This is a genomic window from Salinicola halophilus (genome assembly GCF_003206155.1).
Lineage (GTDB): Bacteria > Pseudomonadota > Gammaproteobacteria > Pseudomonadales > Halomonadaceae > Salinicola > Salinicola halophilus.
Genome location: NZ_PZJV01000001.1, coordinates 40,993 through 59,710, shown reverse-complemented (window position 1 = coordinate 59,710; position 18,718 = coordinate 40,993). Strand labels below are relative to the sequence as shown.

Genomic DNA, 18,718 nt, shown 5'->3' with positions numbered 1-18,718 from the left:
TCAGGCTTGGACCAGCGGTCCGGGATTTTTCAGGTACTGCTCGCGTATCGCCTTGGCCGCCCAGTAGGTCAGCCCGCCGACGAGACCGGTGGGGTTGTACTGGATGTTCTGCGGGAAGGCGCTCGCCCCCATGACGAAGACGTTGTGCACGTCCCAGCTCTGCAGGTAGCGATTGAGCACGCTGGTGCTCGGGTCGCTGCCCATGATCGCCCCGCCAACGTTGTGCGTCGTCTGGTACGGGCGCACGTCGTACTGGGACTCGAAGTCCTTGAACGAGAGCTTGTAGTCGTCCGGCTCGAGGGCCTGGGAGAGCGTGTCGATCTTGTCTTTCATGAACTGCGTCATGCGCACGTCGTTGGCCTTCCAGTTGAAGGTCATGCGCATCAGCGGCCGCCCGTGGTCGTCGGTATAGGTGGGGTCCAGGTCCAGGCAGCAGTCTCGATAGGCCATGTTGCTGCCGTGCGAACCGATGGTCATGGTGTGACCGTAGGTCTCCTGCACCGCCTCTTTCCACTCGGCTCCCCACTGGGGAGCGCCTCCGGGCAGCGGCATATTGCGAATCGGCTGACCGTTGGTCATCGCGGCGTTGAAATAGGAGCCGCCGATGAATCCCTCTTTGGCAAAATCGATCTGCTCGACGCCGAAGTCGTTGAGCACCTCGCCGTTGGCGCCGGCACCGATGAAGGGGTTGAACGCCTTGTCCTTGAAGTAGAGCGTCGCGCCGCCGTTCATCTGATAGGCATAGTTCTTGCCCACCACGCCTTCGCCGCTGATCGGGTCATAGGGTTTGCCGATGCCCGAGAGCAGCAGCAGGTGCACGTTGTGCAGTGAGTAGGCGCCCATGATCACCAGATCCGCGGGCTGGAACACTTCGTCGCCGTTCTCGTCGATGTAGGTGACGCCGGTCGCCGTCTTGCCGTCCTCCGCCAGCTCGACCTTCATCACCTCGCAGTTGGTGCGGTAGCTGAAGTTGTCGCGTCGCTTCAATGCTCCCAGCACGCAGGTCTGCGGCGACGACTTGGAGTAGTTGAGACAGCCGAAGCGTTCGCAGAAGCCGCAGTAGTTGCAGGGTGCCAGCTGCATGCCGTAGGGGTTGGTGTACGCTTCGGAGGCGTTGCCGGCCGGCATCGGGAACGGATGCAGCCCCTGGGCGCTGGCCACGTCTCGAAACATCGTGTCGTTGAGCGTGCGTGGCATCGGCGGCAGGGGATACTCGCTGGACCGCCAGCCCTCGAACGGATTACCACCCTGCTGCGTCTCGCCGTTGAGATTGCCGGCCTTGCCGGAGATGCCGGCGACCTTCTCGAAGAAGTCGAAATGCGGCTCGAGCTCGTCGTAGGAGACACCGAAGTCCTGAATCGTCATCTCGTCGGGGATGATATCCGCGCCGAAATTCTCCTCGACGTAGCTTTTCAGCCGCAGCTCCTGAGGCTGCGGCCGCCAGGTATGACCGTTCCAGTGCGTGCCGGCACCGCCGACACCGTTGCCGGGCAGAAACGAGCCGAGACTGCGATAGGGAACGGCCATGTCGCGGACGCCGTGGCGGACGGTCACGGTACTCTTGGCCGGGCGCTGCATCAGCTGGTAGCGAACCGCGTAGGTCAGCTCGTCGGCCATCTTGGGGTAGGCGAAATCGGGAACGGTGTCCTGATCCGGCCCGCGCTCCAGCGCGAGCACGTTCAAGCCTTCGTCGGTCAGCTCCATGCCCATCATCGAGCTGGTCCAGCCCAGTCCGATCATGACCACGTCGACGTGCGGTTTGCGCTTCGCCATGATTACCCTCTCTCCCCTGTCAGACTGACCGGACCCAGCGGGTAGGCCTTGTCGTGTTGGTCCACCCACTCCCGATAGGACCCTCGCGCCCCCGGAAACCCGATGAATTTCCAGGTGGCCATGTGCTTGTTGCCCCCGTGGATCGGGTCGGCGAAATAGCCTTCCTTGGTGTTCTGCAGAAGAAAGGCGAAGAACTGCGAGGCCGAGACGTCGTCGAAGGCGATCTCGCCTTGCTCAAGCTGCATGAGCACTCGGTCCTGCGCCTCGCCGTCGAGCTTGCGAAAATCACCCTCGAGATCGTTCTGGCAGTGACGACGCGTCGCCGCGATCCCCTTGCGATAGACCTCTCGCGGCGTCAGTGGCGACTGATAGCCAAATAGCGGCGAGACGCCTTCCGGGAAGGGCCCCTTCATGTACCAGTCAGCGGCGTGGCCGAACTTGCCCTCCATCTGCCGGTCGATGAAGATCGGTACGTTGGTCTCGAGCGCCCCGGGGCCCTCGCCGTCGGCGGGTATCAGCCGGTCGCAGGCGGCCAGCAGGAACTGCCACTCCTCGGCGTCGAAGTAGACCGGCTCGTAATCGGCGAGACTGGGGGGTGGCTCTTCGGCATCGGCCGTCAGCGACACGGCGCTGCCGACGGTCACGGCCGGAATCGTCATCAAACTGCCTTTGATGAAACGCCGACGTGACGCATTCTCGAGCTTTGCGCTCATGGTTTTCTCCTTCACGATCCGGGTGAAGCACAGCGTGGACACCCGCTCAGAGGCGGGCTTGTTATTGGCCAACACAAGACGGGACTCGCGCGGGTCAGCCCGCGCCAACAAGGCGGGCTCGGCGTCATTGATTTAAATGACTATGACAAATTATCACGCAGGCTTTTAATTAGCGCACCAACGAAGGCCGTATTTACGCCGGTCGCCAAATACGATATTTAGGCGAATCAATCCTTTGGCGGCTCTGGACCCGAGCGACGAGGTCGCTCGAGCGAGACAGTCGACCGCCACGGCTAGAAGCCGCCCGACGCCGGAACCCACGACAACAATCCCAGAGGTCCGCCATGCCACATCGTTCTCGCCTCCCTGCCGTCAGACACTGCCGCCGGCACTCGCTGCTTCCCGCTCTCGGCTCGACGCTGATCGCACTGGGTTCGCTGATCGCCCCGCCGGCCACTGCCCAGTCGGCGATTCTCGAGGGCGAGCGCTTTCACCCCGAGACGGGGGCGCACGGCATGGTCGCGACCAGCCACTACCTCGCCTCGCAGATCGCCCACGACGTGCTCGCCGACGGCGGCAATGCGGTGGATGCCGCGGTAACGGCGGGGTTTGCGCTGGCCGTGACGCAGCCGCGCTCGGGCAACATCGGCGGCGGTGGCTTCATGCTGGTCTCGGACGAGAACACCGGCGAGGTAGTCGCCATCGACTACCGCGAAAAGGCCCCCGCGGCGGCCTATGAGACGATGTTCCAGAACGACGCCGGCGAGGCGGTGAGCGAGCTTTCGCGCTTTACCCACAACGCCGCCGGCGTACCGGGTACGGTGGCGGGCCTGGCGCTGGCCCTCGATGAGTACGGCACGCTGAGCCTGGCCGAGGCGCTGGCACCGGCGATTCGACTCGCCGACGAGGGATTCAGCGTGCCGCCGCGCTTCGCCGAGGGGCTCGAGCAGTCCCAGGAACGGCTGAAGGCGTGGCCGGCGAGCCGTGCGGTGTTCTACAAGCCGGACGGCACGACCTATCAAGCGGGGGAGCGCTTTCGCCAGCCGGATCTCGCCGCCACCTTGAAGCGCATCGCCGCCGAGGGACCGCGGGAGTTCTACGAGGGTGAGACGGCGAAGCTGATCGCCGCGGAAATGGAGCGCCACGGTGGGCTGATGACGGCGGCGGATCTCGCCGAGTACCAGCCGACGATTCGCGAGCCGGTTCACGGCCGCTACCGCGGCTTCGATGTCTACGCCATGAGCCCGCCCTCCTCCGGCGGCGCGCACATCGTGCAGATGCTCAACATTCTCGAGGGCTTCGACATCGGCGAGATGGGTTTCAACTCGGCCCGCACGATCCACCTGATGAGCGAGGCGATGAAGCGTGCCTACGCCGATCGCGCCGAGTATCTGGGGGATACCGACTTCGTCGACGTGCCGCTTTCGGGAATCACCTCCCCCGCCTATGCCGACGAGCTGCGCGCCCGGATCGACCTCGACCGCGCCACGCCGAGCGACGAGATCACCGCCGGCGACCCGGGCGCGGTCGACCTGCCCTTTGAGTCCAACGAAACCACGCACTTCTCGATCGCCGACGACAGCGGTCTGGCCGTTTCCAACACCTACACCATCAACTTCAGCTACGGCTCGGGCATCGTGGTCGACGGCGCCGGATTCCTGCTCAACAACGAGATGGACGACTTCTCCGCCAAACCGGGCACCCCCAACGCCTACGGGCTGATCGGGGGCGAGGCGAATCGGATCGAGCCGAAAAAGCGCATGCTCTCCTCGATGACCCCGACCATCGTCAAGAAGGACGGCAAGAACTTCCTGGTGACCGGCAGCCCCGGCGGCTCGCGCATCATTACCACCACGCTGCAGGTGGTGATGAACGTGATCGACCACGGCATGAACGTGCAGAGCGCGGTGAGCGCGCCGCGCATTCACGACCAGTGGCTGCCGGAGGAGATCCGTATCGAGGACGGCATCAGCCCCGATACCCTCGCGCTGCTCGAGGCGATGGGCCACCGCGTCAGTCAGCAGGAGGCGATGGGCGCGGCGCAGTCGATCTTGATCGAGGAGGACGGCACCTTCACCGGCGGTGCCGATCCCAGGCGCTCGACCTCGTCCGCCATGGGGCTGTGAGTCAAACCCCGTGCCGCTCGTCGTCATCGCCCTCGCCGAGTGGTTCGCCACTGCGCTCTGGTTCACGCCTAACGCCGTCATCGGCGGACTTCAGGTCTCGCTCGACATTGCGCCGAGCGATCTGGGCTGGCTCACCGGCGGCGTGCAGCTGGGTTTTCTGCTCGGCACGCTCACCCTCTCGCTCAGCGGCATCGCCGACCGCGTCCCCGCGAGCCGGCTCTTCGCGCTGGCCTGCCTGATCGGTGCCGGTGCCAATGCCGCGCTGACGCTGGCCGACGGCCTGGTCGCGGCCACGCTCTGGCGGGTGATGACCGGGTTCTGCCTCGCGGGTATCTATCCCATCGGGATGAAGCTGATGGTGCGGTGGGTGCCCACGGCGACGGGACTGGCGCTCTCCTGGCTGGTCGGGATGCTGGTACTGGGCACGGCCATGCCGCACCTGCTCGCCGCCCTCGACTGGGGCGGCGACTACCGATCGACCCTCTGGCTCGCGTCGCTGCTGGCGCTGATCGCCGGCGTCATGATCTTTCGCCTGGGTGACCCGGCGGCGTCTCCCGTCGACGCCCGCTCGCCCGATCTGCCGCGACTGTCCGGTCTCGGCGCCTTTCGAATTCCGGAATTTCGCCGCGCCGCGGGCGCCTACTTCGGCCACATGTGGGAGCTCTATACGCTGTGGGCGCTGCTGCCGCTGCTGGTTGCCGGTGCACTGCCCGAGCTCGGTCGGCGCGAGTCGGCAATCGTCGCATTCGCTCTGATCGCCGTGGGGGCGCCTGGCTGCTGGCTCGGCGGCTGGGTCAGCCAGCGCTGGAGCAGCGAACGCATCGCCCGGATCGGCCTTGCCGGCTCGGCGGGCTGCGCCGCGCTCTTCCCCTGGCTCTTCAGCGACATGGCGCCAACGGTGCTGATCGCATGGCTGGGGCTCTGGAGCCTGCTGGCGGTGATCGACTCGCCGCACTTCTCGGCGCTATCGGCACGGGCCTGCCCGCCGTCGGTGGTTGGCAGCGCGCTGACGCTGCAGAACGCCATCGGCTTCGGTGTTTCCGCACTCTCCATCGCCCTGCTCGTTCCGGCTTTCGAAACGCTCGATGCCCGAATCGCCTGGCTGCTGCTGCCCGGGCCGCTCGCTGGACTGTGGGCGCTGCACCGCCGCGCCGGACCGCAATGACCCGGATGACCCGCGGGGCCGACGGACGAGGCGCCGCTCTCAACATATTCTAAATGAATATAACCAGCCGCATTGTCATTACTCTTTTGCTTATCTAGCCTTGCCAACCAACGACACAATTTCAGCAAGCGACGAGCAAGGGACACCGACATGAACTGGGACATGAACTGGCGCGCCGCGCCTCGCAACGTCTTTCTCGCCACGGCGCTGAGTGCCACGGCGCTGTCGAGCCTGCCCGCCCAGGCCCAGGACGATGAGCCGCGGGAAATGCTCAACGCCTCCTACGATATCGCCCGCGAACTCTTCGCCGCCGTCAATCCGAAGTTCATTGCCTGGTGGGAAGCCGAGCACGACGAAACCGTCGCGGTGAACCAGTCCCACGGCGGCTCTTCCACGCAGGCGCGCTCGATCATGCAGGGGCTTCGCGCCGACGTTGTGACCTTCAATCAGGTCACCGACGTCAACGTGCTGGCGGACGCCGGTCTCGTTGCCGAAGACTGGCAGGATCAGTACCCCAACAACGCCTCGCCCTACTACTCGACGACGGCGTTCCTGGTTCGCAAGGGTAACCCGCAGAACATCGAGAGCTGGGACGATCTCACCCGCGACGACGTCTCGCTGATCTTCCCCAACCCCAAGACGTCGGGTAACGGCCGCTACACCTATCTCGCCGCCTGGGCCTACGCCGACCAGGCCTTCGACGGCGACGAGGAGCAGATCGAGTCCTACATGAAGCAGTTCCTCGGCAACGTCGAGGTGTTCGATACCGGCGGGCGCGGCGCGACGACGACCTTCGTCGAGCGCGACATCGGCGACGTGCTGATCACCTTCGAGTCCGAGGTCAACAACATCCGCCAGGAGTACGGTGAGGAGGACTACGAGGTCGTGGTACCGCCGGTGAGCATCCTGGCCGAGTTCCCGGTGGCAGTGGTCGACGAGTACGCCGAGCGCAACGGCAACGATGACCTTGCCCACGGCTATCTCGACTACCTCTACACGCCGGAAGCGCAGCGCCTGCTCGCCGACTTCAACTACCGCGTCAACGACGAGGAGGTCGCCGCCGACAACAGCGACCGCTTCCCGGAAACCGAGCTGCTGCGCGTCGAGGATGTCTTCGGCGGCTGGCCCGAGGCGATGGAGACGCACTTCGCAAGCGGCGGTGAACTGGATCAGCTTCAGCGCCGATGATCGCGAACCCTCTGACGCGAGGACGTGAACGCCGAGTGCTGCCGGGCTTCGGCCTCTCGCTCGGCGTATCCCTGACCTTCGTCTCGCTGATTCTGCTGCTGCCCCTGACCAGTCTGGTGGGGCAGCTTTCGACGTTGAGCCTGTCGCAGTACTGGTTTTTGATCACCGACCCGCGGGTGGTGGCGAGCTACGGCGTGACCCTGCTCGCCGCGGCGGTGGCGGCACTGTTCAATGCTGCGTTCGGCCTGTTGATGGCGTGGGTGCTGGTGCGCTACGAATTCCCCGGCAAGCGCCTGGTGGATGCGCTGATGGATCTGCCCTTCGCGCTGCCCACGGCGGTCGCCGGCGTCACCCTCGCCACGCTCTACTCCAGCAGCGGCTGGATGGGGCAGCTTCTGGCGCCGCTGGGCATCGACGTCGCCTACACCTGGGTCGGCATCGCACTGGCCATGGCGTTCACCTCCATTCCCTTCGTCGTGAGAACCGTCCAGCCGGTGCTGGAGGATCTGCCGGCGGAGGTCGACGAGGCCGCGATGACGCTCGGCGCCACCGACGGCCATGCCTTTCGCAAGGTGCTGCTGCCCTATCTCTGGCCGGCGCTGGTGACCGGCACCGGGCTCGCTTTCGTGCGCTCGCTTGGCGAGTTCGGCGCGGTGATCTTCATCGCCGGCGGCAAACCCTACGAGACCGAGATCACCTCGCTGATGATCTTCGTCAAGCTGCAGGAATACGACTACGCCGGCGCGGCCGCGGTCGCCTCCATCGTGCTGGCCACCTCGCTGGCGCTGCTGCTGGTCATCAATCTGTGGCAGGGACGCTTCATCAAACGTCTGCACGGAGGGCGACCCTGATGGTACGCATCGGTGACGCCCCCGGCGTGCGGCGAACGCTGATCGGCATCGCACTCGCGCTGACCGCGCTCTTCCTGCTGCTGCCGCTGGTGGCGATCTTCGCCCAGGCGCTGGCGAGCGGCCTCGACGTCTACTGGCAGAACCTGAGCGATGACTACACGCTGGCGGCGATCGGCCTGACGCTGCTGGTGACGCTTTTGACCGTGCCGGTCAATCTGGTGTTCGGCGTCTTTCTCGCCTGGCTGGTGACGCGTTTCAGCTTCCCGGGCCGGCGGCTATTGCAGACGCTGATCGACATTCCGTTCGCGGTCTCGCCGGTGGTCGCCGGGCTGGTCTATCTGCTGCTCTACGGGCGCAACGGCTGGCTCGGTGGCTGGCTCGACGCGTACGACATCCAGATCATGTTCGCCTGGCCGGGCATCGTGTTGGCGACGATCTTCGTCACCTGCCCCTTCGTCGCCCGCGAGCTGATCCCGCTGATGCAGTCTCAGGGCGCGCGGGAAGAGGAGGCGGCGGTCACCCTCGGCGCCTCCGGCTGGACGATCTTTCGCCGGGTGACGCTACCCAAGATCCGCCACGCGCTGCTCTACGGGGTGATCCTCACCAACGCCCGGGCCGTCGGCGAGTTCGGCGCGGTCTCGGTCGTGGCCGGGGCGATTCGCGGTCAGACCAACACCCTGCCGCTGCAGGTCGAGCAGCTCTACCAGGACTACAACACCGTCGGCGCCTTCACCAGCGCCTCGCTACTGGCCATGCTGGCGCTGCTGACCCTCGCCGCGAAGGCCGTACTCGAATGGCGCGCCGCGCGCCGGGAGATCGCGACATGAGCATTCGTATCGCAGGCATCGACAAGACCTACGGTCCCAAGGGCCCTGGCCACACCCGGGCACTCGAGCCGATCGATCTCGACATCGCCAACGGCGAGCTGGTCGGTCTGCTCGGTCCCTCGGGCTCGGGCAAGACGACGCTGCTGCGCATCGTTGCCGGGCTCGAGCAGGCCGACGGCGGCACGATCCACTTCGGCGAGCGCGACGTCACCCAGGTGCATGTCCGCGATCGGCGCATCGGCTTCGTGTTCCAGCACTACGCGCTCTTCCGACACATGAGCGTGTTCGACAACGTGGCCTTCGGCCTCAACGCCCTGCCGCGACGCGATCGTCCCTCCAGTGCGCAGATTCGCAGCCGGGTGATGCAGCTCCTCGAGATGGTGCGACTCACCGACTTCGCCTCGCGCTACCCCGCCCAGCTCTCCGGCGGTCAGCAGCAGCGGGTCTCACTGGCGCGGGCGCTGGCGCTCAAGCCCGATGTCCTGCTGCTCGACGAACCCTTCGGCGCGCTGGATGCCAAGGTGCGCCAGGAGCTGCGCCGCTGGCTGCGCCACCTGCATGGCGAACTCGGCTTCACCAGTCTCTTCGTCACCCACGATCAGGAAGAGGCGCTGGAACTCTCCGACCGCGTGGTGGTGATGAGCAATGGCCGGGTCGAGCAGATCGCGACGCCCGACACGCTCTACCGCCGGCCCGGCAATCGCTTCGTGTTCGAGTTCCTCGGCGAGGTGAACCGCCTCGAGGGGGATGTTTCCCACGGCGTACTCACCTGCGGCGCTGCCCGCCTGGCGGTGCCGGGGCTGGATGACGGCCGCCACGAGCTGCTGCTTCGCCCGCACGAGATTCGCCTCAGCGAGCGGCCGAGCGCCGGCGCGCATCTGCCGGTAAGCGTGAGCGCCGTGGTTCCGGTGGGCGCCGAGGTGCGTCTGGAACTGGAGGCCGACTGGCTCGGCGAGCCGTGGCAGGCGAGCGTCGGGCACGCCGAATTCGATCGCCTCGATGTCAGCCGGGGTCGCCGACTCTATGCCGTGGTCAGCCAGCTTCACCGTTTCGACGCCGCGAAACCGCAGACGCTGACACTGGAGCCCGCTGTCTGATGCAGCCGTGTTACGAAACGTGGCGCGGCGGCTATACTGTCCGCGTTCGTTTCATCGACTCGAGAGGTGCGTTTCATGCGTCACGTTCGTTCCCTGCGTCAGAGGCTTACGCTCAAGAGCCTAGCCATGATCGCGACCCTGGCCCTGCTCTCCGCCTGCGCGCAGAGCCCGCAGATTCTTTCCGTGGATCCCAAGGCCAGCGGCGGCTACCCCCGCGCCGGTAACGGCCAGGCGGTCACGCTCAACGTGGTCGACGGCCGCGACAGTAGCGTCATCGGCACCCGTGCCGGCGTCGATTCCGCCACGTCGACCATCACGGTCGAGGCCAATGACGTCATCCCCAAACTGCAGGCGCAGGCCGAGGGCGCCCTTCGCAGCATGGGCTTCAACCCCACCACGCAGGCGAACGGTGGTCCGACGCTCACGCTGACGCTGGACGAACTCGACTACGCCCGCGGCAGCGCCGAGCAGCCGGTGCTGCGCGCCTCCGCCCTGCAGGCGATTCTCGAAGCCAAAATCGAGAACGGCAGTGACACCTATACCGGCCGCTACACGGCCAAGCGCAACCAGAGCTACGCCTTCAAACCGGACTGGGACACCAACAACCGGATGGTGAGCGAACTGCTGGGTAGCGCCCTCGATCGCACCTTCAACGATCCGCAGATCGGCAGCCTGCTGGCGCGCTGAAGATGCTGCGCGACCACTCGCGCGCCCTGACGAACGACACCGCCCGCGGCCATGGCTGCGGGCGGTGTCGTTGGGTCGGTAGCAACGGTCGGGAACGGGATCAATCGGTGTCCCGCGGCCCCCGACGCACGAGGTGCCAAACGCTCTCCTCGAGGCCGTCGGCGGCATCGTCCTGCTCGAGCCGAGTGATCTCGAAATTGGGCGCGAACAGCCGCTGCACCTCGGCGGCGTCGACATTGAACGGCGGGCCCCGTTCGGGGTCGTCATGGGTCAGCGTGACCAAGAGCCCGGCACTTCCGGGCTCGAGCAGCTGCGCCAGATGCAGCGCATAGCGTTGGCGCGTCGGCGCCGGCAGCGCGATGAGCGCGGCGCGGTCGTAAAACGCCTCGAAGCGTACCGGCGGTTGAAGGTCGACGTGGAAAAAATCGCCGCACCAGAGTTCGACGCCCCCCTGCTCTAGGCAGGTGAATTCGCCCGACTGCCAGCGAGTCACCGGTGCATCGCGCTCGGCAACGAACTGCTCCACCGCCAGCGGGGAGAGCTCGACGCCCGTGACCGGGTGGCCCCGTTCGGCCAGCCAGCGAAGATCCGGCGACTTGCCGCAAAGCGGCACCAGGACGGGCGCGTCGGCGCGGCGCGCAAGCGTCTGCCAGTGGCGGATCAGGGCAGAATGCGGCGTCTCGCGGTGGAAACCGATTCGGCCCTGCCGCCAGCGTTCCAGCCAGTCGAGTTCGCTCATCGTCTCAGAACCAGCGGTCGCGCTTGCGTCGACGCTTGGGCAGGTGCGGCACCAGCAGGCCGAGAATGAGGCCAGCGCCCGCGACGCCACCGCCGTAGAGGAAATAGCGCAGCAGCAGATCCTCCTCCTGGGTATCCAGTCGCGCCTGCATCTCGCGCATGCGGGATTCGGCGTGAGAGTACGACTCGTTGAGCCGGTTGTTGTCCGTCTGCAGCTCGTCGACCTGTGCCTGTCGGCCCTCGAGCTCTTCGCGCATGTCGGCGACGCGCTGATTCCACTCGTCGTCGATGCCGTCGAGGCGCTCGGTGAGCTCATCGACGCGCGCCTGTAGATCGGGAACGCGTGCCTGGGCACTGGGCTCGGCCTGAACGAAGCGCGACTGAAGCCATACGGCGTCGCCATCCGGGCCGCGAACGCGGGTGTAGTCACCTTGGGTCTCCAGCACCGTCACCGGCTGACCGCTCTGGAGCGTGCCGACGATTCGATAGCCATCGGTGGGACCGCTGCGCACAAAGGTCGGCAGATCGTCGCTGACCCAGTGATCGCTGTCGGTGGCGCTCTGGCCGGCGTCCTGGGCTAGCGCCGGGAGAGAGAGAAGGATCGCGCTGAACGCGCAGCCCATCGCAAGTTTTCGCATCTTGAACCTATCGTCGTGATTCTGGTGGCTGAGATCGGTAACGGATTCGGGCGTCAGCCCCGGCGCGACTCCGGCAGGCCCGACGCACAACGCGACGATGAGAACGCCTCACGCTTCCTGCGAGAGGGTCGAAACAAGAATCCACACTTTCTGTGGATAACCGTTGGGACAACTTGAGAAGCGATGACGTGGCTCCCGGCTATCCCAGCGCTGACGACAAATTGATGAAATTCTGATCAGTCGAATCAGCTGTCGTCTCGGGGCGGCCAGGCCATCGGCCGCGGAAACTCCGCAACGTTGCCTTCTGCCTTGACCGCCTTGACCGCACCGCCGCGATCGACTTCGTCGATGCGTACGATCGCGCTGTAGGGAATGTAGCTGCGGCTGACCCCCTCGAAGGTGCGACGCAGTTTCTCCGCGCCGGGGTCCACCACCACTTTCGACTGATCCTCGAAGACGAAGGTCTCGACTTCGATGAATCCCCACAGATCGCTTTGGAAGATATCCCGGGCATAGAGTTCCCACACTTCGCCCTGATTGTGGAACACCACCCGATAGATCGACTTGGACGACATAGACTCGCGATTCTCCAGAAACTCGCCCCACGGCGCCGTTCACGGCGAACGGCCACGGTGGCCGGCGACCGCGGCGGCAAATAGGCGCAAGCGTACCATAGCCGTCGCGCCTTGCGAGCGTCACGGGTTGGCCGGCAGGGCCCGGCGCCCGTATAATGTCGCGTTCTTCAAATTGGCGTGCCGGGCTTCGGTCGGGCCGTCGTGGCGTCGATGGCGACGCAATTCCTTTCTCACCACTCACGGGGCATCGGTGACGCGCGCATGGCCGCAACGCAACCAGTGACGAAAAAGCTCTTCATCAAGACCCACGGCTGTCAGATGAACGAGTACGACTCCTCCCGCATGGCGGATCTGCTCGGCGAGTCGCATCGTCTCGAAATCACCGACGACGAGACCGACGCCGACGTCATCCTGCTCAATACCTGCTCGATTCGCGAGAAGGCGCAGGAGAAGGTCTTCCACCAGCTCGGTCGCTGGAAGAAGCTCAAGGCCGCGAAACCCGATCTGGTGATCGGCGTCGGCGGCTGCGTGGCGAGCCAGGAAGGCGAGAACATTCGCAAGCGCGCCCCGCACGTCGACATGGTCTTCGGCCCGCAGACCCTGCATCGGCTGCCGACCATGCTCGACGCCCGTGCCAAGAGCGCCACACCGATTCAGACCGTCGACGTGACCTTCCCGGAGATCGAGAAGTTCGATCATCTGCCCAAACCCAAGTCCGACGGCGCGACCGCGTTCGTCTCGGTGATGGAGGGCTGCTCGAAGTACTGCACCTTCTGCGTGGTGCCCTACACCCGCGGCGAAGAGGTCTCGCGTCCTTTCGAGTCGGTGATGGAAGAGGTGGTCCACCTCGCCGAGCAGGGCGTGCGCGAAATCAACCTGCTGGGGCAGAACGTCAACGCCTACCGCGGTCTCGACGACAGCGGCGACGAGATCGACCTCGCCGAGCTGATCGCTTGCGTGGCGGCGGTCGACGGCATCGACCGTATCCGCTTCACCACGTCGCACCCGGTGGAGTTCAGCGACAGTCTCATCGAGGCCTACGGCGAAATCCCCGAGCTGGTGAGCCACCTCCACCTGCCGGTGCAGTCGGGCTCCGATCGTATTCTTGCGGCGATGAAACGCGGTCACGGTCGCGACATGTACATCGACAAGCTCGAACGCATTCGCGCCCTGCGCCCGGATATCAGCTTTTCGTCGGATTTCATCATCGGCTTTCCGGGCGAGACCGACGAAGACTTCGAACAGACGATGGACCTGATCCACCGGATCGGCTTCGACGCCTCGTTCAGCTTCATCTACTCCAAGCGCCCCGGCACGCCGGCCTCCTCGCTCGACGACGATACGCCCGAGGCGACCAAGAAAGAGCGGCTGGCAATCCTGCAGGCACGGCTCATCCAGCAGACGCAGCAGATCAGTCGTCGCATGGTCGGCAACACCGAGCGCATTCTGGTCACCGGCTTCTCTCCCAAGGACCCGGGCGAGCTCTCCGGGCGTACGGAGAACAACCGCGTGGTCAACTTCCGCGCCGACGACCCGACCTCGCTGATCGGCTACTTCGTCGACGTAGAGATCGTCGAGGCGTTCCCGAACTCGCTGCGCGGTCGCCTGCTTTCCGAGGCGCGATACTGAGCGCGGCGTTGACGGCCGACGTCACCGCCCGGGGAGTGTTCGAGCGACGATCTTGGCGGCAACAGGGTGGCACCGATGCTCGGTTGAGTTATTCCTCGGTGCCCCCACTCAAGAGGGTATCGCTCGCGGTCGACTCTCTCGCATCGGCGGGGGAGTTCCCGCCTGTCGGAAATCCGCCGCTCGCCGCAGTAGCCATCGTGCCCGGCCGGATTCATCGATAGTGGCGTTGCCCCGAGCCAAAGCGGCGCAGTAAGCTGACGACTTCCTTTTCCTCATCCACGGACCTTTCTTCGTTGACCCAAGACCAGCACTCCGACAACCGCGTCATCTCGCTGACACTGGAACCCAACGACCCCAGGCGTCTGGCCAATCTCAGCGGGCAGCGTGACGAACACCTCAAGCTGATCGAATCCCGTCTCGGCGTCACGCTGCGCAACCGCGGCAACACCTTTCAGCTCGCCGGGCCCGACGCTGCGGTCAAGGCCGCGGCCAACGTGCTCGAGCATTTGTATCGGGAAACCGGCGCCGAGGAGCTCGAGCCGGATACGGTTCACCTCTTCCTGCAGGAGTCCGGCATCCAGGCCCTCGAGGAAGAGACCGGCGACGAAGAGGCCGGCGGCTTGATCATTCGCACGCCGAAAGTCCTGATCAAGCCCCGTGGCATCAATCAGCAGGGCTACGTCGCGAGCATTCGCCGCCACGACATCAACTTCGGCGTGGGCCCCGCGGGTACCGGCAAGACGTATCTCGCCGTCGCCGCCGCCGTCGAGGCGCTCAACCGTCAGGAGATCCGGCGAATCCTGCTGGTACGTCCGGCGGTCGAGGCCGGCGAAAAGCTCGGCTTCCTCCCGGGGGATCTGGCGCAGAAGATCGACCCCTACCTGCGTCCACTCTACGACGCACTCTACGAGATGCTCGGCTTCGAACAGGTCAACAAGCTCATCGAGCGCCAGGTGATCGAGATCGCCCCGCTCGCCTACATGCGCGGGCGAACGCTCAACAACGCCTTCATCATTCTCGACGAGAGTCAGAACACCACCCGCGAGCAGATGAAGATGTTCTTGACGCGAATCGGCTTCGGCTCGACCGCCGTCATCACCGGTGACGCAACGCAGGTCGACCTGCCCCGCGGCTCGAGTTCCGGTCTGATCCAGGTACTCGAGGTACTGCGGGATACCGCCGGCATCGGCGTCACCCAGTTCGCGCCCAAGGACGTCGTCCGCCACCCGCTGGTGCAGCGCATCATCGAAGCTTACGATCATTTCGAGGCGACCGAGGAAGCCGAGCAGCGCAAGCGCCGCGAAGAGCGTCGTCAGGCGCGGCTCGACTCGCAGACGCCCCGCGCCGACGCCGAGACAGGTGCCGCCAGCGGCGAGCCGAGCGAATCGTGACGCCCGATATCGCCGACGGTCAGATCCTCGAGATCGACCGGCAGGTCGCGCTGGACGCGGGCGACATTGCCGCACTGCCGACGCTCGCCGACCTCGAACGCTGGGTCGGCGCCGTGCTCGCGGCCCACGATGAGACGCGACACGAACTCACCGTGCGCTTCGTCGAGCGTCACGAGAGCCAGGCACTCAATCGCGACTACCGCGGCCGCGACAAGCCCACCAACGTGCTGTCGTTTCCGTTCGAGGCGCCGCCGGAGATCGAGCTACCTCTGCTCGGCGACCTCGTCATCTGTCATGACGTGGTGATCCAGGAAGCCGTGGAACAGCACAAGGCGCCCGGCGACCACTATGCCCATCTGGTGATCCATGGCTGCTTGCATTTGCTCGGCTACGATCATATAGAGGAAGACGAGGCCGAAGCGATGGAGGCGCTCGAGAGAGAACTGCTCGCGGGCTTTGCCATCGCCGACCCTTACCGGTCGCCGACCTGACCGCTGACACCCATGACCAACGCATTCGCCCCCATGCCCAATGCTACATCCGTGACTCCTTCGGCACGCTCCGCCATGCCATCCCGCTCGTCGGGTGCGACCGATGACGCCAGCTGTTCCCCGGCGTCACCGGCCGACGCATCCGACGAACCTCCGCCGAGTCCTTGTCGGACCGCCGGCGGCCCGATCGATGCCCCTGACGTCGCGACGCTAACGCGTCGTGCGGCGCATCATCGACTTCCCTTCCGTGCGTCATCCGAGGACAAGAGACCCCACTCATGAGCGACGAACGATCGAGTAGCCAGAGCAGCCGATCCTGGCTCGAGAAGCTGATCAGCACTTTCTCTAGCGATTTCGACGAACCCAGCTCCCGCGAGGAGCTCCTCACCTTTCTGCGCGAGGCCGGCCCCCGGCTCAATCTCGATCAGGACGCCCTGACGATCATCGAAGGCGCGTTCCAGATCAGCGACCAGCAGGTCCGCGAGGTGATGATCCCGCGCTCCCAGATCACCGCCATCAACGTCGAACAGCGCCCCGAGGATTGCCTGCCCATCATTCTGGAAACGGCCCACTCGCGCTATCCGGTGATCAACGACAACCTCGACGACGTCCTGGGCATCCTGCTGGTCAAGGATCTGCTGCCGCTACTCAAGCGTAACCGGGAGGAGCGCGACACCTTCTCGCTCAATGACGTGCTGCGCCCGGCCATGTTCGTCCCCGAATCCAAGCGGCTCAACAGCCTGCTCAAGGAGTTTCGCGACACCCACAACCACATGGCGGTGGTAGTCGACGAGTATGGCGGCACGGCGGGTATCGTCACCATCGAGGACATTCTCGAGCAGATCGTCGGCGACATCGAAGACGAGCATGATACCGACGAGGAAGAGGACATCCGCAATCTCGGCGACGGCACCTATGCGGTGCGGGCACTGACGCCCATCGAGGATTTCAACGAAGCGTTCGACACCCAGTTCTCCGACGAAGAGTTCGACACCGTCGGCGGGCTGATCATGCAGCGTTTCGGCCATTTGCCCCGACGTAACGAGCACGCCGATCTCGGCAAATGGCGTTTCACCGTGCTGAGTGCCGACAATCGCCGCATCCGACTGCTCCAGGCCAAGCCCGTACCCGCGGAGGCCGAGCAGGAGAGTCCGTCGCGGCTCGAGAGCTGAGGGCCGCTCGCCCGATCACCGACGCATTTCGCGGGCATCTCTGATATAAGGGCACTTTTCTTCGAGGAGTGCCCGATGCCGCGCGCCAAGCCGTTGATCTCCGTCTACCGCCCCTGGCCGGGGTACCTTGCCGCACTCGCCGCCGGTGGCTTCGCCACGCTCTCTTTCGCGCCCTTCCATCTCTGGTGGCTCGGGCCGCTCGCCGTGGCGCTGATGTACGTCGGCCACCATCAGCTGAGCGTGGCGCAGGCGAGCCTTCGCGGCTGGCTCTTCGGTGTCGGGCTTTTCGGCACCGGCACCAGCTGGGTCTACGTCTCGATTCACGACTACGGCTACACCGGCGTGCCGCTAGCGCTCTTTCTTACCGCCCTCTTCGTCGTGACGCTCGCGCTCTTCCCCGCCCTGATCTTCGGTCTCTACCGACGCTTCACCACGCCCCGGCTGGCGTTTCTGAGCTTCGCCGGCGTCTGGGTGCTGGGCGAAGCCTTCCGCAGCTGGGCGTTCACCGGTTTCCCCTGGCTGCTGCTGGGCAGCGCCCAGGTCGATTCGCCGCTGGCGCCGTGGGCCCCCGTCGGCGGGGTCTACCTGCTCTCGCTGATCGTCGCCCTGACCGGCACCCTGCTGGTGGAGTTCTGCCGGCGGCGCTGGTGGGCGGCGGCACCCTTCGCCGCGCTCTGGCTGGCGCCGCTGCTACTGCCGAGCCAATGGACCCAGCCGGCGGCGGATCCGGTACGATTCGCGCTGCTCCAGGGCAATCTGGCACAGCTGGCAAAGTGGAGCCCCGAGGGCCAGCGCGACGCCGTCAACACCTATAGCCGCATGACTCGCGAGCTACCCGACGATGCCGATGTGATCGTCTGGCCGGAGACGGCGCTGCCAATGTTCGCCGCGCAAGCCCGTCCCTACTTCGAGCGCCTACAGGCGACCCTGCCGAGCGAAACGGCGCTGCTGAGCGGCATCGTCCAGCGCGACGCCGCCGGCGACTACTACAACGCCATCGTTGGCGTCGGCGAAGTGCGCGGCGAGTACCGCAAGTCTCACCTGGTGCCCTTCGGCGAGTTCCTCCCGCTGGATTTTCTGCTGCGCGACATCATCGACTTCTTCAACCTGCCGATGTCGGACTTCAGCGCCGGGGCCGACTCGCAGTTACCGATCCTCACCCACGGCGTCGCCATCGGCAGCGCTATCTGCTACGAAATCGTCTACCCCGATCTGGTCGCCGAGCGGGCGCGCGGTGCCAACGTGCTGTTGACGGTCTCCAACGACACTTGGTTCGGCCGCTCCATCGGCCCGCTGCAGCATCTGCAGATGGCGCGCCTGCGGGCGCTGGAGAACGGTCGCTACGTGGTTCGCGCCACCAGCAATGGCGTCACCGCGATCATCGATGAGCGGGGCAACCTGCGCGAGCGCGGCCCGCAGTTCGAGGCGACGAGCGTGGTCGGCGACGTCATTCCCATGACCGGGCTCACCCCCTTCACCCGCACCGGCAGCTGGCCGGCCTGGCTGCTGGCCGTACTGATGCTCGCCCCGGGCGTGGTGGCCCAGGTACGCCGCCGCAAGACGGCGCGCTGATCCTTCGGCGAGGCGCAAAGCCTGCCCCCTTGTAAAAATGCGACGCGGCTTTAACGCCGCGCCCGCCCCGGGCCGACGAGGCTTG

General features: G+C 65.6%; 17 protein-coding genes. 12 read left to right on the top strand and 5 right to left on the bottom strand.

The annotated features are described in order from the left end of the window. Complete coding sequence (locus DOM33_RS00225) at nt 1-1,773, bottom strand: GMC family oxidoreductase (RefSeq protein WP_110664741.1); 1,773 nt, start codon at nt 1,771-1,773, stop codon at nt 1-3. Between the two features lie 2 nt (nt 1,774-1,775). Beyond that, a complete protein-coding gene (locus DOM33_RS00220; protein ID WP_110664739.1) occupies nt 1,776-2,486 on the bottom strand; it encodes a gluconate 2-dehydrogenase subunit 3 family protein in 711 nt (236 codons plus the stop codon). Nucleotides 2,487-2,830: 344 nt separating this feature from the next. Between DOM33_RS00220 and ggt the strand changes: the two genes are divergently transcribed. From ggt to DOM33_RS00185, 7 genes are all read left to right on the top strand, one after another. Further along, complete coding sequence (gene ggt / locus DOM33_RS00215) at nt 2,831-4,612, top strand: gamma-glutamyltransferase (RefSeq protein WP_110664736.1); 1,782 nt, start codon at nt 2,831-2,833, stop codon at nt 4,610-4,612. 10 nt (nt 4,613-4,622) lie between these two features. Further along, on the top strand, nt 4,623-5,777 hold the full coding sequence (locus tag DOM33_RS00210; RefSeq protein ID WP_110664734.1) for an MFS transporter: 1,155 nt from the start codon (nt 4,623-4,625) through the stop codon (nt 5,775-5,777). A 150-nt stretch (nt 5,778-5,927) separates the two neighbouring features. Then, nucleotides 5,928-6,965, top strand: a complete 1,038-nt coding sequence (cysP, locus tag DOM33_RS00205; RefSeq protein ID WP_275425785.1) for a thiosulfate ABC transporter substrate-binding protein CysP — start codon at nt 5,928-5,930, stop codon at nt 6,963-6,965. Beyond that, nucleotides 6,962-7,816: a sulfate/thiosulfate ABC transporter permease CysT gene (gene cysT, locus DOM33_RS00200; protein ID WP_110664732.1), complete on the top strand. Its 855-nt coding sequence runs from the start codon at nt 6,962-6,964 to the stop codon at nt 7,814-7,816. The genes cysP and cysT overlap by 4 nt, the downstream gene beginning before the upstream one ends. Then, nucleotides 7,816-8,643 carry a sulfate ABC transporter permease subunit CysW gene (gene cysW, locus DOM33_RS00195; RefSeq protein ID WP_110664730.1) on the top strand — a complete coding sequence of 276 codons (828 nt, stop codon included), beginning with the start codon at nt 7,816-7,818 and terminating at the stop codon, nt 8,641-8,643. Before cysT ends, cysW begins: the two co-directional genes overlap by 1 nt. Next, nucleotides 8,640-9,740, top strand: a complete 1,101-nt coding sequence (locus DOM33_RS00190) for a sulfate/molybdate ABC transporter ATP-binding protein (protein WP_110667380.1) — start codon at nt 8,640-8,642, stop codon at nt 9,738-9,740. Before cysW ends, DOM33_RS00190 begins: the two co-directional genes overlap by 4 nt. Nucleotides 9,741-9,866: 126 nt before the next feature. Further along, nucleotides 9,867-10,427, top strand: a complete 561-nt coding sequence (locus DOM33_RS00185) for a YajG family lipoprotein (protein ID WP_239495210.1) — start codon at nt 9,867-9,869, stop codon at nt 10,425-10,427. 100 nt (nt 10,428-10,527) lie between these two features. Here the strand turns inward: DOM33_RS00185 and DOM33_RS00180 are convergent, their stop codons facing one another. The 3 genes from DOM33_RS00180 to DOM33_RS00170 form a co-directional block, all read right to left on the bottom strand. Beyond that, nucleotides 10,528-11,166: a thiopurine S-methyltransferase gene (locus DOM33_RS00180; protein ID WP_110664726.1), complete on the bottom strand. Its 639-nt coding sequence runs from the start codon at nt 11,164-11,166 to the stop codon at nt 10,528-10,530. Between the two features lie 4 nt (nt 11,167-11,170). Continuing rightward, complete coding sequence (locus DOM33_RS00175; RefSeq protein WP_239495209.1) at nt 11,171-11,803, bottom strand: TIGR04211 family SH3 domain-containing protein; 633 nt, start codon at nt 11,801-11,803, stop codon at nt 11,171-11,173. 245 nt (nt 11,804-12,048) lie between these two features. Further along, nucleotides 12,049-12,378, bottom strand: a complete 330-nt coding sequence (locus tag DOM33_RS00170) for a DUF1820 family protein (RefSeq protein WP_110664724.1) — start codon at nt 12,376-12,378, stop codon at nt 12,049-12,051. A 279-nt stretch (nt 12,379-12,657) separates the two neighbouring features. Between DOM33_RS00170 and miaB the strand changes: the two genes are divergently transcribed. The 5 genes from miaB (at nt 12,658) to lnt (ending at nt 18,633) form a co-directional block, all read left to right on the top strand. Next, nucleotides 12,658-14,007: a tRNA (N6-isopentenyl adenosine(37)-C2)-methylthiotransferase MiaB gene (gene miaB, locus DOM33_RS00165; RefSeq protein ID WP_110664722.1), complete on the top strand. Its 1,350-nt coding sequence runs from the start codon at nt 12,658-12,660 to the stop codon at nt 14,005-14,007. A gap of 293 nt (nt 14,008-14,300) precedes the next feature. Continuing rightward, a complete protein-coding gene (locus tag DOM33_RS00160) occupies nt 14,301-15,398 on the top strand; it encodes a PhoH family protein (protein ID WP_110664720.1) in 1,098 nt (365 codons plus the stop codon). Beyond that, complete coding sequence (gene ybeY / locus DOM33_RS00155; protein WP_239495208.1) at nt 15,395-15,889, top strand: rRNA maturation RNase YbeY; 495 nt, start codon at nt 15,395-15,397, stop codon at nt 15,887-15,889. Before DOM33_RS00160 ends, ybeY begins: the two co-directional genes overlap by 4 nt. 278 nt (nt 15,890-16,167) lie before the next feature. Continuing rightward, complete coding sequence (locus DOM33_RS00150; protein WP_110664718.1) at nt 16,168-17,061, top strand: HlyC/CorC family transporter; 894 nt, start codon at nt 16,168-16,170, stop codon at nt 17,059-17,061. A gap of 75 nt (nt 17,062-17,136) precedes the next feature. After that, nucleotides 17,137-18,633, top strand: coding sequence for an apolipoprotein N-acyltransferase (gene lnt / locus DOM33_RS00145; protein WP_110664716.1), 1,497 nt, complete (start codon nt 17,137-17,139; stop codon nt 18,631-18,633). Nucleotides 18,634-18,718 lie beyond the last annotated feature (85 nt).